We start from the raw sequence: 12,592 nt of genomic DNA on the forward strand, positions 1-12,592 counted from the left end.
GGCATTTTTGTTTCAGGGCGCTTTGTTCAGGGCTCAGTACTGGTTGGGCTCCATCTCCAGATCGACCTTGAAACGCTGGGCAATATCCTGCTGGATACGTAGCGCCAGGTTGGCAATGTCATGCCCGGTGGCGCCGCCGTAGTTGACCAGCACCAATGCCTGCATCTTATGCACGCCGGCATCTCCATCACGAAAGCCCTTCCAACCGGCCTTGTCGATCAACCAGCCGGCAGCGAGTTTCATCTGCCCGTCGGCCTGGGGATAGGCCACCAAGTCCGGATACAAGCCCTGCAGCTCGGCGGCCAGCGCCTGGGACACCAATGGGTTTTTGAAGAAGCTGCCGGCATTGCCCAGTTCTGCGGGGTCCGGCAGTTTTTCCCGACGGATGCCGCAGATCGCCCGGCTGACATCGCTCGGGGTGGCGTCGGTAATCCCCTGCCCGGCCAGGCGCTGTTGCACGGGGCCGTAGTCGAGCTTGAGGTGGCTGACGCGGCTCAGGGCAAACCGCACCCGCAGGATCAGCCAACGTCCGGTTTCGTGTTTGAACAGGCTGTCCCGGTAGGCGAAGTTGCATTCTTCCAGGCTGAAATCACGTAACTCGCCGGTCTGGCGATCCAGGGCCGTCAAGCCGGCGAACACATCCTTGATCTCCACACCGTAGGCGCCGATGTTTTGCATCGGTGCGGCGCCCACGGTGCCCGGGATCAGGCTGAGGTTTTCGAGGCCGCAGAAGCCATGTTCCAGGGTCCACAGTACGAACGGGTGCCAGGCTTCGCCCGCTTCGGCCTCGACCACCACATGCTGGCCGTCATCCTGCAGCACCCGAATACCCTGGGTCGCCATGCGCAATACCAAGGCCGGAATATCCCGGGTCAGCAGCAGGTTGCTGCCACCACCGATCACCAGCAGCGGTACTGCCTGGGCGGCGGCATAGGCCAGGGCCTCGCGAACATCCGCGTCGCTGTGGGCCTCGGCGAAGAGCTGGGCACGCACGTCGATGCCGAAGCTGTTGAATGGCTTGAGCGATACCTGCGCAAGCACTTGCAAGGTCATAACCGCCCCTTCAATTCGATCACCAATAAATCACAGGCTCGTTCGATCAGGTCCAGGACCCGCTCAAAGCCTTGTTCGCCTTCGTAGTAAGGGTCTGGCACCTCGTCCACTTCAGAGTCGTAGCGGCGCAGGAACAGGTCGAGCTCGGCCTTGCCCTGCCCCGGCTGCATCGCTTTGAGGTTACGCAGGTTGCTGTGGTCCATGGCCAGGATCAGGTCGTAACGCGCAAAGTCGGCGCGGGAGACCTGCTGCGCACGCTGGGCCGACAGATCGTAACCGCGCTGCCGCGCTGCCTGTTGGCTGCGTGAGTCCGGTGGGTTGCCGATATGCCATTCCCCCGTGCCGGCGGACGCCACGTCGACCTCGCCAGCCAAACCCGCTTCGCGCAATTTATGGCGCAATACGCCTTCAGCGGTGGGCGAGCGGCAGATGTTGCCCAGGCAGACAAACAGAACCTCCATCAGGCCCCCAGCAGGCGGCGGACGCGCTCGAGGTCTTCGTGGGTGTCAACACCCGCAGGCGGTGCTTCCAGAGCATCGCCGACATGGATACGCACGCCGTGCCACAGGGCACGCAGTTGTTCCAGGGATTCGGTGTTTTCCAGCCAGCACGGGCCCCAACTGACGAAGTCATGCAGGAAACCGGCACGGTAGGCATAGATACCGATGTGACGGCGGTACGGCACGCCTTCTGGCAACCGGTCAGGATGCCTGGCAAAAGCATCCCGCGCCCAGGGCAACGTCGAGCGGCTGAATGTCAGCGCCAGGCCGTTGATGTCGCTGACCACCTTGACCACGTTCGGGTTGAACAGCGTTTCAATGTCTTCGATGGGCTCGGCCAGGGTCGCCATGCGCGCTTCGCCATGGGCCGCCAGGTTCGCGGCCACCTGGTCGATCACGCGCGGCGGGATCAACGGCTCGTCACCTTGCACATTGACCACGATGGCATCAGGCGCCAGGCCAAGTTGTGTGGCCACTTCGGCCAGGCGGTCGGTGCCGGAATTATGGTCTTCGCGGGTCAGTACCGCTTCGGCACCGAAGGTTTTGCACGCATCGATAATGCGCGGATCATCGGTGGCCACCACCACGCGTTCGGCGCTGCTTTTGCAGGCCTGTTCCCACACCAGCTGAATCATCGGCTTGTTGCCGATCAGTTGCAGCGGTTTACCCGGCAAGCGGGTCGAGGCGTAGCGCGATGGAATGACAACGGTAAAGGCTGTAGTCATTTATCCAGGCGCTCGTCGGTGGTCAGCGTGCGGGCTTCGCTTTCCAGCATCACCGGGATGCCATCACGGATCGGGTAAGCCAGGCCGGCGCCTTTGCTGATCAGTTCGGTCTTGTCCGCGCTGAGCTTGAGTGGGCCTTTGCAGATCGGGCAAGCGAGGATGTCGAGCAGTTTGGTGTCCATGAGTGTTTCCTGGAATGAAGCGTTTAAGGCAAGAGACGGGCGGGCAACAGACGCATCAGTTGCATGTCGAACCAGGCGACAAACGCTGGCGACGGCACCGCATCCACCGCAAGGTACCACCAGTCGGACTGGGCAAAGGCGCGGCACTTCACCGCGTCCTTCTCGGTCATGACCAGCGGCAATGATGGCGTGAAATTCAAGACTTCCGCGCTGTAGGACGCATGGTCGGCAAAAGCATGGGGTATCGGCTGCCAGTGTAGCGTTTCAAGGGTGTTGAAGAAACGTTGCGGGTTGCCGATACCGGCGACCGCATGCACCTGCTGGCCCGCCGGGAAGTAATCGACCGGCTGGCGTTCGCCGGTTTGCAAGTTGACCAACGCCGTGGGCAGCAGACGAAAGGCGAAACCATCTTCGCGATCGGCCGCGGCGCCATTATAGAGCAGCGCATCCACGCTCTTCAGGCGCTCCGCCGGTTCGCGCAACGGCCCGGCAGGCAGGCAGCGGCGATTGCCCAGGCCCCGGGCGGCGTCGATCAGCACCAGCTCAAGGTCGCGAGCCAGGCGGTAATGCTGCAGGCCGTCGTCGGAGAGGATAAGGTCCAGGGTTTCGCTGGCCAGCAGCGTCTTCACTGCGCGGCTGCGATCGGGGTCGATCATCAAGGGGACGCCGCAGCGCTGCACGATCAGCAAGGGTTCATCGCCAGCCACTTCAGCAGCGTGGCCGGCCTCGACCCGCCACGGCAACTGCGGTGGCTTCGCGCCATACCCGCGACTGACCACGCCCACACGCAAACCTCTGCGCTGGCAATGCTCGATCAACCACAGGATCAACGGCGTCTTGCCAGTCCCGCCCACGGTGATATTGCCGACCACCACCACCGGCACCGGCGATTGGTAGATCTCGCCCTCGCCCGCCAGGAAGCGCGCGCGCTTGCGCTGCACCACCGTGCGATACAGCGACTCCAGCGGCCGTAGCAACGTCAGCGCCGGATGGCCTTCGTACCAGGCCTTGAGCAAGCGATCGGACATGGCCATCAGGGTTGGCTCACCGCCTCGACGGTGCTCATGCGCAAGTGGCTGAACCCCAGCTTGCCGGCAGCGTCCATCGCGGTAATGACAGCCTGGTGCTGGGTCTTGCCATCAGCACTGATCGACAGCGGCATCTTGGTATCGCCACCGGACTCTTTCTGCAGGGCTTCCATCAGGCTGTTGAGGTCGTTCTTCTCGAGCAACTGGTTATTCACCGAAAACACGCCGTCGGCACTGATGGCGATATCCAGTTGCTTGACTTCCTGGTCCTCGGCCGGCGAGCCGCTGACCGCTTCCGGCAAATCGACCCGCAGCTGGGTCTGCCGCGTAAAGGTGGTGGTCACGACAAAAAACAGCAGCAGGATAAACACCACGTCGATCAGCGACGCGAGGTTGATATCAACATTTTCCCGTTGCTTGCGGCGAAATTTCACGCTTTGTCCCCGACCAAGTCCACGTCACGGTCGCCCTGCACCACTTCCACCAGTTTGATGGCTTCCTGCTCCATGCCGACCACCAACTCATCGATCCGGCGTTGCAGGAAACGGTGGAAGAACACCGAGGGAATACCGACCATCAGGCCCGCTGCCGTGGTGATCAGGGCCTTGGAGATACCACCGGCCAGCACCGCGGCGTTGGTGCTCATGCCCGAGCCCATGAACGAGCTGAAAATATCGATCATGCCCAGCACCGTGCCCAGCAGGCCGAGCAACGGTGCCATGGCGGCGATGGTGCCGAGGGCGTTGATATAACGCTCCAGCTCATGGATGACCCGCGCGGCGGCCTCTTCGATGCACTCTTTCATGATCTCGCGACCATGCTTGGAGTTGGCCAGCCCGGCCGCGAGGATTTCACCCAGGGGTGAATTGGCACGCAGTTCCTTGAGTTTCTGCTTGTCGAGCTGCTTGTTCTTGATCCAGCCCCAGACCTGCCCCAGCAGATGCTCGGGTGTGACACGGCTGGCGCGCAAGGTCCACAGGCGTTCGGCAACGATGCCGAGTGCGGCGATGGAGCTCAAGATGATCGGCAACATCATCCAGCCGCCGGATTTGACCAATTCCCACACAGTGAATGTCCCCTCGAAAAAGTGCGCCACTTTACCATATAGGTCAGGCGGCGGGGCTCGTCGACCCACGACCCGCCGATCACAGGCTTCGGCCATTGGTAACGTGCGGTTACGGTAGCGCTTCTCGCCAGAAGCGGCGTTGACTGCGCGCAACAATCGGTGGCGCGAAGGCGCCCAATCGCAAACGTACCGCGCCCTGTTCGGCGCTGTCATACACCTGCGTTCCCAACGCTTGATAGCGCTCCACCACCTGTGGATGAGGATGACCGAACGCATTGCCGCGCCCTCGGGAAATCAGCACCGACTTCGGCGCCAGCCGCTGCAGAAACGGCCAGGATGACGAACTGCGGCTACCATGGTGAGGGGCTTGCAGCCAATCGGTCGGCACCGCCAGGGCCGAGGCCAGAAACGCCTGCTCTGCGGCGCGATCGATATCGCCGGTGAGCAGCAGGCGCTCGCCATTGGCCTGTACGTGCAATACACAGGATTTCGGGTTGCCATCAACTGCGTCTGGCCATTGCCACAATTCAAAGGACACGCCGTCCCACGCCCATTGTTCACCGCTGATACAAGGCTGAGTGTCGAGAAGCGCCGGCAACCCTTCGGTTTCGCCACCGACGACCCGTTTGATCGACAGCCCACGGGCGACAGCCGCCGCACCGCCGGCATGATCGGCATCGGCATGGCTCAGTAACATCATGTCCAGAGCGTCTACCCCGAGCCTCTTCAGCGACGGCAACACCACCCGCGCGCCGAGATCGACCGCCCCGGAGCGCGGGCCGGCATCGTAGAGCAAGGTGTGATGGCGGGTGCGCAGGATCAACGCCAGCCCCTGCCCGACATCCAGCTGCAGTACGTCCACCTGCCCGTGGGGCACCGGCTCGCGCGGCGGGAACACCGCCAACAACAGCATCGGCCAGCCGAGCAACCGAAACGGCACACCCTTGGGCAGCAACAGCAACACCGCACCGACCAGGCTAACCAGCCAATAACCCATGGGCACCTCGGCCGGTATCCACGCGGGCAATTGCCCCGCCAGCAGCGCCAGGGCGTTGAACAAGCCGTCCAGCGCCCCACCCGCCAGCCACAACAAGCCCGCGCCCACGAACGGCACCGCCAGCAATGCCGTCCCGAGCAGGGCCAGGGGCAACACCACCAGGCTGATCCACGGCACCGCAAATAGATTGGCCAGCGGCGCACTGAGGCTGATGGGCAAACCCAGCACCAGTAACACCGGGAAAAGACCGATGGCTATCAACCATTGCGGACGGGTCCATGCCTGCCAAGCGCTCCAGCGGCCTAACCGACCGCCGAACGTCAGCCCCAGTACCGCCACGGCCGCAAAGGACAACCAGAACCCCGGCTGCAAGCTGGCCAACGGCTCAAGGATCAGCACACCATTGAACGCCAGCAACAGCGGCCACCAGATGCCCAGATGACGGAAACGCAAACGCCACAGCAACACCAGCCCCACCATTACACAGGCGCGCTGCACCGGCACGCCGAACCCCGCCAGCAGGCCGTACCCCAACGCCGCGGTAAACGCCAGGCCACATGCCCACGGCAGCCACGGCCAGGTGCGCGGCCAGCAGCCGTAGCGCGCCAGAGCGGCGACGAGCGCATAGATCAACCCCGCCAACAGGCCAATGTGCTGGCCGGAAATGACCAACAAATGCACCGTGCCGGTGTCCTGCAAGACACGCCAGTCGTCGGCCGTCAGCCCGGAGCCGTCCCCCAGCACCAGGGCCGCCAGCCCCGCCTCGCGCCCTTGGGCGTCCACCGCCATCAAGCGCTGACGGACCGCGTCGCGCCAAGCATTGCGGGCCGGCGCCAGGCGTTCGCCGTCCTTTACCGAGCCGGTGGCGCCGATGCGCTGGGCGAGCAGCCAGGCTTCATGGTCGACGCCATGGAAGTTGAGCAGGCCCGACGGACGTTTAAGCGTCACCGCGAGGCGCCAACGCTCACCGCTGCGTACCGGTGGGCCACCGTGCCAGTACAGCCGAATGCGCGCGGGCAAGCGGGCGTTGCGCGACCGGCTGTCGCTCAGTTCGAAACGCACGCCGCTGTCAGTCTGCTGCGGCAACCCGCTCACACGCCCCTCCAGCCAACGCGTCTGGCCGTCGAGCATCGGACGCAAGCGGTCATCCAGCGCCCACTGCGCGCTCACACATGCCCAACACAAGCCGAACAGGAAAAACGCCAGCGGATAAGTGCGAAACGGCAGCAGCATCAACGCCACCACTGCCAGCGCCAACAGCATCCCGGCGGGCGGCAGTGCGGGTAGAAATCGCAGCGCAAGCAGCCCGAGTGCAAGCGCGAACATCCCTGTCCTCATGGATCATTCCTTTGACGTGATCCATTCAGTCTTAGCTGGCCCCCGGCCGCAGCCTATGATGTTTTGTCACAAAGTCTGAATTTTCTGTTTATAGAATGCGCGCATACTTGCCCCTCGACTTGATCTGGACCCCTTATGCCCCGGCGCTTATTCAAACGGTACATGCCCGACCCCACCAGTATCAGGGAACACAAGTCATTACAGTTTCTGGGCACCTTGCTGCATGACCCGAACCTCTGGCACCTGAATCGGCACTCGGTAGCCCGCGCCATGGCGGTAGGCCTGTTTGCGGCGTTTATCCCGATCCCCTTGCAGATGCTCTTGGCGGCGGTGCTGGCGATCACGGTGCGGGGCAATATGCCGATTGCCATCAGCCTGGTGTGGCTGACCAACCCGATCACCATGCCAGTGGTGTTCCTGTGTACCTACATGACCGGCGCCTGGCTGATGAACGTGCCGGCGCGCAGCCTGCCCGACGACCTGACGTGGGAGTGGATCAGCGGTCAGTTGAGCACGCTGTGGCAGCCGTTCCTGCTCGGCTCGCTGGTACTGGGTGTGGTGTTGGGCGCGCTGGCCTATTGCCTGACCATGGGTTATTGGCGCTGGTGGGTCGCGCACCAATGGAATAAACGCAAACTGCGTCGCGCTTGAGCCCTAGGCTGCGCACAAACGCAGATGCACACGCAAGCCCTGGCCGGTATTCTCCGCCCACAAGCTGCCGTCCTGACGTTGCACCGCATTGCGCGCGATGCTCAACCCCAGCCCGAAGCCACCGTCGCCAGGCCGTGAGCCGTCCAGGCGGATGAACGGCGCGAAGATCCGTTCCAGATCGCGTTCATCAATACCCCCGCCCTGATCCTCCAGCCATAGGTGCCAATATGCGCCATCACGGCGCCCATCGAGGCTGACGACACCGCCCGCAGGTGAATGCCGTATGGCGTTGCGCAGGATATTTTCCAGCGCCTGGGCCAGGGCGTTCAGATTGCCGCGTACCCAACAATCCGGCCCCAGCCGGCATGGCAGCAGCGAGGCTGGCCAATCGCTTTCGAAACAGGCGTTGTCCTTGAGCATGTCCCACAACGCCTGAACCTGAATGTCTTCGACAGGCAGCGGCGTCCGCTCGGTGTCCAACCAGGCCAATTGCAGGCTGTCCTCGACCAGGCGCTGCATGACGTCGATCTCCCGCCCCAGCCGTTCACGCAGTTGCGCCAGATCCTGCTCGCTGTCACAGGCCACGCGTAAACGGCTGAGGGGGGTGCGCAGTTCATGGGACATGTCCCGCAACAGCTGTTGCTGCAATACCACCGTGCCCTGCAACCGCTCGGACATATGGTCAAACGCCCGCCCCAGCTCGCCCAATTCATCCTGGCGGCTGGTGGCATCGTGGGACAGCCGCGTGTTCAATTGATCGGCACGCCAGGCGTTGGCCTGCTCGCGCAATTGATTGAGCGGCATGATCAGCAGCCGGTACAGGCCGATGCACAACAACAGGGTAAACAGACCGGGAATCACGCCATTGGTCACCACCCGCCAGAACAGTTGGTAGCGCCCCGGCATAAAGCGCTGGGGCAACTCGATCACCAGCGAGCCGACACTGGGGTCCAGGGGAAACGGGATTTTCAACCATGGCAGGCCTTTGGCGTGGCGGCTGACCGGCCAGTCCAGGCCGCGCAGAAAAGTCAGGCGCTGGCTTTCCTTGTCGGTCAACGGCGTGCTGGCGAGGGATTGCAGGTCGTTGCCGATCACGCCGATCCAGGTGCGCTCACGCGCAGCCATCAGTTGCAACCAGGCGTCCACGCCGTCAGCGCCCTGGGTACTCCAGGCCAACTCCGCTCCCGCCGCATAACCGCTGAGAATCTCGCGGGAGGTGTCGGACAGATAAGCGTTCTGCTGCTCCATGTACCGGCCCCAGGACCAACTGAGCCAGATCATCAACAAGCAGAAGGCAATCAGCAGGCAGGCCAACTTCCAGAATAACGAGTGCCTGCCCGGCAGACGTTTCACCCCCCCCTCAAAGGCCGTCATCGTGACCACTCAACACATAGCCCTTACCCCAGACGGTACGCACTTCACGCTCGCTATAGCCGATGGTCTTGAGTTTGCGGCGAATCTGGCTGATATGCATATCGAGGCTGCGGTCATGGGGCGCATAACCGCGCTGCAGCACGTGCTGATAAAGGAAGGCTTTGCTCAGCACTTCCTCGCCGTTGTTGTGCAAGGTCTGCAGCAGGCGGTACTCGCTGCGGGTCAGCCCGGCCCACTGCTGCTGGTAGAAGATGTCGGACAGTTCATCATCAAAGCGCAGGCTCCGGGCGTCGTCGCGCGCGGGCGGCAAACTCAGCGGCGGACGGCGATCCAGGGCCACCCGGCGCAGGATGGCTTCAATACGCACGCGCAACTCGATCATGCTGAACGGCTTGGGCAGGTAGTCGTCCGCACCCAGGCGAAAGCCGTTCACGCGATCGGCTTCGGCGCCCAGGGCCGACACCAGGATCACCGGGACCGCATGGCTCTGGCGCAGATGCGTGAGGATCGACAGCCCGTCCAGCCCCGGCAGCAGAATATCCATCAACACCACGTCGAAGACGTGCTCGCGGGCCATCTGCAGGCCTTGCTGGCCGTTCCGGCACCACGTGACCTGAAAGCCACAGCGCCCCAGATGCTCGTGGACATAGGCGCCCAGCACGGGGTCATCTTCGATGGTCAGGATACTGGGTAGACCAACTTCCACGGGATTCATTAGCGCCTGCAAGTCATTCTCAATCACTGATTATTCAAGATTCCCCCGCGCCAGGCAATCGCCACGTCGCGCCAAATGGCCCGAAGATTGCCTGCTGTCATTAATTTGCAAGATTCCACGCCGCGCAAATGGCTACACTGCGCAGGGGTGCGGGCCGGATGCCTGCACGGGCGATCGATCACAACGTGGTAGCAGGAGAGTGGCGTGCTTAGAAGAATGGGGATAAAAGGCCGCGTACTGTTGCTGACCTTATTACCGACCAGTCTGATGGCCTTGTTGTTGGGCGGCTATTTCACCTGGATGCAGCTCTCGGAGTTGCAATCCCAGTTGCTGCAACGTGGCGAAATGATCGCCGAGCAGTTGGCCCCACTGGTGGCTCCGGCGCTGAGCAGCAAGAACGCCGACCTGCTCGAACGCATCGCCACCCAATCCCTGGAACAACAGGACGTGCGCGCCGTTTCCTTCCTTGCGCCGGACCGCTCGTCGATGGCCCACGCCGGCCCGACCATGCTCAACCAGCCGCCGGTGGGTAACAGCTCGCACCTGTTGCAGCGCACCGGTAACGACGCCACGCGCTATCTGCTGCCGGTGTTTGGCCGTCATCGCAACCTTGCCGGCGAGCTGATTCCCGATGAATCCGACCGCTTGCTTGGCTGGGTCGAGGTGGAACTGTCCCACAACGGCATGTTGCTGCGCGGTTATCGCAGCCTGTTCGCCAGCCTGCTGCTGATCGCCATCGGCCTGATCTGCACGGCAACCTTGGCCCTGCGCATCAGCCGCACCATCAATTCGCCGATCGGCCAGATCAAGCAAGCCGTGGCCCAACTCAAGGACGGCAACCTGGAAACCCGCTTGCCGGCGCTGGGCAGCCAGGAGCTGGATCAACTTGCCTCAGGCATCAACCGCATGGCCGAGACCCTGCAGAACGCCCGGGAAGAACTGCAGCACAGCATCGACCAGGCCACCGAAGACGTGCGCCAGAACCTGGAAACCATCGAGATCCAGAACATCGAGCTGGACCTGGCGCGCAAGGAAGCCCTGGAGGCCAGTCGCATCAAGTCGGAGTTCCTGGCGAATATGAGCCACGAGATCCGCACCCCGCTCAACGGCATCCTCGGTTTCACCCATCTGCTGCAAAAAAGCGAGCTGACACCGCGCCAGCTGGATTACCTGGGCACCATCGAAAAGTCCGCCGATAACCTGCTGGGCATCATCAACGAGATCCTCGATTTCTCGAAAATCGAAGCCGGCAAGCTGGTACTCGACAGCGTGCCCTTCAACCTGCGTGACCTGCTGCAAGACACCCTGACCATCCTCGCCCCCGCCGCCCATGCCAAACAGCTGGAACTGGTGAGCCTGGTGTACCGCGACACGCCGCTGGCATTGGTGGGTGACCCGCTGCGCCTCAAGCAGATCCTGACCAACCTGATCAGCAATGCGATCAAGTTCACCCGCGAAGGCACCATCGTGGCCCGGGCGATGATCGAGGATGAACAAGAAGACAGTGTGCAACTGCGCATCAGCGTGCAGGACACCGGCATCGGCCTGTCCAACCAGGACGTGCGCGCGCTGTTCCAGGCGTTCAGCCAGGCCGACAACTCGCTGTCGCGCCAACCGGGCGGCACCGGCCTGGGCCTGGTGATTTCCAAGCGCTTGATCGAGCAGATGGGCGGCGAAATCGGCGTCGACAGCACACCGGGCGAAGGCTCGGAATTCTGGATCAGCCTGAACCTGCCCAAGACCCGCGACGACGTCGAAGACCTGCCCTGCGCGCCGCTGCTCGGTCGCCGCGTGGCCGTGCTGGAAAACCACGAACTGGCGCGCCAGGCCTTGCAACACCAGCTCGAAGACTGTGGCCTGGATGTCACGCCGTTCAATACCCTGGAAAGCCTGACCAACGGCATCACCGGCGCGCATCAGACCGAACAGGCGATCGACCTGGCGGTACTCGGCGTCACCGCCAATGACCTCCCGCCCGAGCGCCTCAACCAGCATCTGTGGGACCTCGAACACCTCGGCTGCAAGGTGCTGGTGCTGTGCCCGACCACCGAGCAAATGCTGTTCAGCCCGTCGGTGCCCAACCCCAACAGCCAGTTGCAGGCCAAGCCCGCGTGTACGCGCAAGCTGCGCCGCGCCCTGACCGACCTGATCAGCCCGCGCCCCACGCGCTGCGAACCGGGCGAACCGTTGTCCAGCCGCGCGCCGCGGGTGCTCTGCGTGGATGACAACCCGGCGAACCTGTTGCTGGTGCAAACCCTGCTGGAAGACATGGGCGCCAAGGTCCAGGCCGTGGAAAGCGGCTATGCGGCCATCAATGCCGTCCAGCAGGAAACCTTCGACCTGGTGCTGATGGACGTGCAGATGCCCGGCATGGACGGGCGTCAAAGCACCGAGGCGATTCGCCAGTGGGAAAGCGAGCGCCACGGCACACCGCTGCCGGTGGTGGCCCTCACCGCCCACGCCATGGCCAACGAAAAGCGTGCGCTGCTGCAAAGCGGCATGGACGACTACCTGACCAAACCCATCAGCGAACGGCAATTGGCCCAGGTGGTGCTGAAATGGACCGGCCTGGCCCTGCGCAACCAAGGGCCGGAGCGCCCGACCGAAGGCCTCGGCCCAGGCGTGCGATTGCTGGTGCTGGACCACGAGGAAGGACTGCGGCTGGCCGCGGGCAAGGCGGACCTGGCGGCGGACATGCTCGCCATGTTGCTCGCCTCCCTCGAAGCCGACCGCCTGGCCATTACCCTCGCCCGTGAGGCCAATGACAACCATGCCTTGATCGAACGCGTCCACCGCCTGCATGGCGCCACCCGCTACTGCGGCGTACCGCAACTGCGCGCCGCCTGCCAACGCGCCGAAACCCTGCTCAAGCAGGACGACGCCAAGGCCATGGCCGCGCTGGACGAGCTGGACATGGCCATTGCCCGGTTGGCCAGTGAAGCGCGGGTCAGCGCCTGAGATTT

General features: G+C 63.2%; 12 protein-coding genes. 2 read left to right on the forward strand and 10 right to left on the reverse strand.

Annotated elements, in window-relative coordinates:
* Window positions 1–33: 33 nt before the first annotated feature.
* The 8 genes from murB to TU80_RS10190 all read right to left on the reverse strand — a co-directional run bounded on the left by murB (window position 34) and on the right by TU80_RS10190 (window position 6,877).
* Window positions 34–1,053, reverse strand: coding sequence for a UDP-N-acetylmuramate dehydrogenase (gene murB, locus TU80_RS10155; protein ID WP_017848009.1), 1,020 nt, complete (start codon window positions 1,051–1,053; stop codon window positions 34–36).
* Window positions 1,050–1,514 carry a low molecular weight protein-tyrosine-phosphatase gene (locus tag TU80_RS10160; RefSeq protein ID WP_057004408.1) on the reverse strand — a complete coding sequence of 155 codons (465 nt, stop codon included), beginning with the start codon at window positions 1,512–1,514 and terminating at the stop codon, window positions 1,050–1,052. Before TU80_RS10160 ends, murB begins: the two co-directional genes overlap by 4 nt.
* A complete protein-coding gene (gene kdsB / locus TU80_RS10165; protein ID WP_017848011.1) occupies window positions 1,514–2,278 on the reverse strand; it encodes a 3-deoxy-manno-octulosonate cytidylyltransferase in 765 nt (254 codons plus the stop codon). Before kdsB ends, TU80_RS10160 begins: the two co-directional genes overlap by 1 nt.
* Window positions 2,275–2,460 (reverse strand): Trm112 family protein, encoded by a 186-nt coding sequence (locus TU80_RS10170; RefSeq protein WP_003174668.1) that lies wholly within the window; start codon window positions 2,458–2,460, stop codon window positions 2,275–2,277. Before TU80_RS10170 ends, kdsB begins: the two co-directional genes overlap by 4 nt.
* Before the next feature lie 23 nt (window positions 2,461–2,483).
* Window positions 2,484–3,494: a tetraacyldisaccharide 4'-kinase gene (gene lpxK, locus TU80_RS10175; RefSeq protein WP_057004409.1), complete on the reverse strand. Its 1,011-nt coding sequence runs from the start codon at window positions 3,492–3,494 to the stop codon at window positions 2,484–2,486.
* Window positions 3,494–3,922, reverse strand: coding sequence for an ExbD/TolR family protein (locus TU80_RS10180; RefSeq protein WP_046382925.1), 429 nt, complete (start codon window positions 3,920–3,922; stop codon window positions 3,494–3,496). Before TU80_RS10180 ends, lpxK begins: the two co-directional genes overlap by 1 nt.
* Window positions 3,919–4,554 (reverse strand): MotA/TolQ/ExbB proton channel family protein, encoded by a 636-nt coding sequence (locus TU80_RS10185; RefSeq protein WP_046382924.1) that lies wholly within the window; start codon window positions 4,552–4,554, stop codon window positions 3,919–3,921. Before TU80_RS10185 ends, TU80_RS10180 begins: the two co-directional genes overlap by 4 nt.
* A gap of 109 nt (window positions 4,555–4,663) precedes the next feature.
* Window positions 4,664–6,877: a DNA internalization-related competence protein ComEC/Rec2 gene (locus TU80_RS10190; RefSeq protein ID WP_057004410.1), complete on the reverse strand. Its 2,214-nt coding sequence runs from the start codon at window positions 6,875–6,877 to the stop codon at window positions 4,664–4,666.
* Window positions 6,878–7,024: 147 nt separating this feature from the next.
* Here TU80_RS10190 and TU80_RS10195 point away from each other — a divergent pair, with 147 nt between their 5' ends.
* Window positions 7,025–7,540 (forward strand): DUF2062 domain-containing protein, encoded by a 516-nt coding sequence (locus TU80_RS10195; RefSeq protein WP_017848016.1) that lies wholly within the window; start codon window positions 7,025–7,027, stop codon window positions 7,538–7,540.
* 3 nt (window positions 7,541–7,543) lie between these two features.
* On the opposite strand, the gene TU80_RS10200 is transcribed toward TU80_RS10195, so the two are convergent.
* Window positions 7,544–8,914: a sensor histidine kinase gene (locus TU80_RS10200; RefSeq protein ID WP_057004411.1), complete on the reverse strand. Its 1,371-nt coding sequence runs from the start codon at window positions 8,912–8,914 to the stop codon at window positions 7,544–7,546.
* Window positions 8,901–9,629: a response regulator transcription factor gene (locus tag TU80_RS10205; protein ID WP_057004412.1), complete on the reverse strand. Its 729-nt coding sequence runs from the start codon at window positions 9,627–9,629 to the stop codon at window positions 8,901–8,903. The genes TU80_RS10200 and TU80_RS10205 overlap by 14 nt, the downstream gene beginning before the upstream one ends.
* Before the next feature lie 204 nt (window positions 9,630–9,833).
* Here TU80_RS10205 and TU80_RS10210 point away from each other — a divergent pair, with 204 nt between their 5' ends.
* Entirely contained in the window at window positions 9,834–12,587 is a 2,754-nt protein-coding gene (locus tag TU80_RS10210; RefSeq protein ID WP_046382920.1) for a response regulator, read from the forward strand.
* The last annotated feature ends 5 nt before the right edge of the window (window positions 12,588–12,592 follow it).

It is taken from the genome of Pseudomonas veronii (assembly GCF_001439695.1).
In the GTDB taxonomy this organism is placed as follows: domain Bacteria; phylum Pseudomonadota; class Gammaproteobacteria; order Pseudomonadales; family Pseudomonadaceae; genus Aquipseudomonas; species Aquipseudomonas veronii.

Excerpts from the sequence above, each read along its gene's own strand:
- murB (WP_017848009.1), bottom strand. The coding sequence starts at position 1,053 with ATGACCTTGCAAGTGCTTGCGCAGGTATCGCTCAAGCCATTCAACAGC.
- TU80_RS10160 (WP_057004408.1), bottom strand. The coding sequence starts at position 1,514 with ATGGAGGTTCTGTTTGTCTGCCTGGGCAACATCTGCCGCTCGCCCACC.
- kdsB (WP_017848011.1), bottom strand. The coding sequence starts at position 2,278 with ATGACTACAGCCTTTACCGTTGTCATTCCATCGCGCTACGCCTCGACC.
- TU80_RS10170 (WP_003174668.1), bottom strand. The coding sequence starts at position 2,460 with ATGGACACCAAACTGCTCGACATCCTCGCTTGCCCGATCTGCAAAGGC.
- lpxK (WP_057004409.1), bottom strand. The coding sequence starts at position 3,494 with ATGGCCATGTCCGATCGCTTGCTCAAGGCCTGGTACGAAGGCCATCCG.
- TU80_RS10190 (WP_057004410.1), bottom strand. The coding sequence starts at position 6,877 with ATGTTCGCGCTTGCACTCGGGCTGCTTGCGCTGCGATTTCTACCCGCA.
- TU80_RS10195 (WP_017848016.1), top strand. The coding sequence starts at position 7,025 with ATGCCCCGGCGCTTATTCAAACGGTACATGCCCGACCCCACCAGTATC.
- TU80_RS10200 (WP_057004411.1), bottom strand. The coding sequence starts at position 8,914 with ATGACGGCCTTTGAGGGGGGGGTGAAACGTCTGCCGGGCAGGCACTCG.
- TU80_RS10205 (WP_057004412.1), bottom strand. The coding sequence starts at position 9,629 with ATGAATCCCGTGGAAGTTGGTCTACCCAGTATCCTGACCATCGAAGAT.